Here is a 255-nt window from a genome sequence, read left to right on the forward strand (position 1 = left end):
CGTTTGTCTGTTTTTTGCCGAAATATATCCGCAATTCGGACAAGTTCTGCTCGTATTTTTCGGAGGAACCAATACCAGCAACCCTCCTCTTTCTTCCAGCTTGTAAGCCAACATTGTCTTGAAAGAACACCATCCTTGGTCAAGAATTGAACGATTTAAACCGCTTTTCTGTCTGACCTTTTTTCCGGGCTGCTCAACTGTACCTGACGCCGATGCAGACATATTCGATACTTTTAGATCTTCCATGAACACAAT

The 255-nt window shown here is 42.7% G+C and carries 1 protein-coding gene; it reads right to left on the reverse strand.

Features of this window, described 5'->3' with window-relative positions; all coding sequences use genetic code 11:
* Positions 1–222, reverse strand: a 222-nt coding sequence (locus ACYQ4O_RS13135; protein ID WP_460175891.1) for a zinc ribbon domain-containing protein, incomplete at its 3' end; no start/stop codon positions are given.
* Between the last annotated feature and the right edge of the window lie 33 nt (positions 223–255).

The organism is Turicimonas sp. TL08 (assembly GCF_054660695.1).